This window comes from Paenibacillus sinensis (genome assembly GCF_019904155.1).
GTDB classification, from domain to species: Bacteria; Bacillota; Bacilli; order Paenibacillales; family Paenibacillaceae; genus Paenibacillus_AQ; species Paenibacillus_AQ sinensis.
On the sequence record NZ_JAHCMB010000205.1, the window covers coordinates 1 to 244 of the forward strand.

At 38.1% G+C, this 244-nt stretch carries 1 protein-coding gene; it reads right to left on the reverse strand.

Annotated features, from left to right (window positions below):
- On the reverse strand, positions 1 to 202 hold a 202-nt coding region (locus KIH86_RS25475; RefSeq protein WP_223110741.1), incomplete at its 3' end, for a hypothetical protein.
- Positions 203 to 244: the final 42 nt, after the last annotated feature.

Sequence of the window (244 nt, forward strand, 5' to 3'; positions counted from 1 at the left end):
AACCTTTAGGAGCAAGTATTTTGAAAATGATATAAGCCACCCACTCCGCAGCACCTTCAGTAAAATCCCCTCCATTCCATATGATTTCATTTCGATCTGTGGATGGAAACCAATGCAACCAGAGAGTAGGTTGGAAACTTGGAGGTTCATTGTAATCGATAATTGATGAATCCATTGATTGACCGTCATTTTCAAAATCCATCGGATTAAAGTAAAACTCACCTTCTATTCCAAAATCCGAATT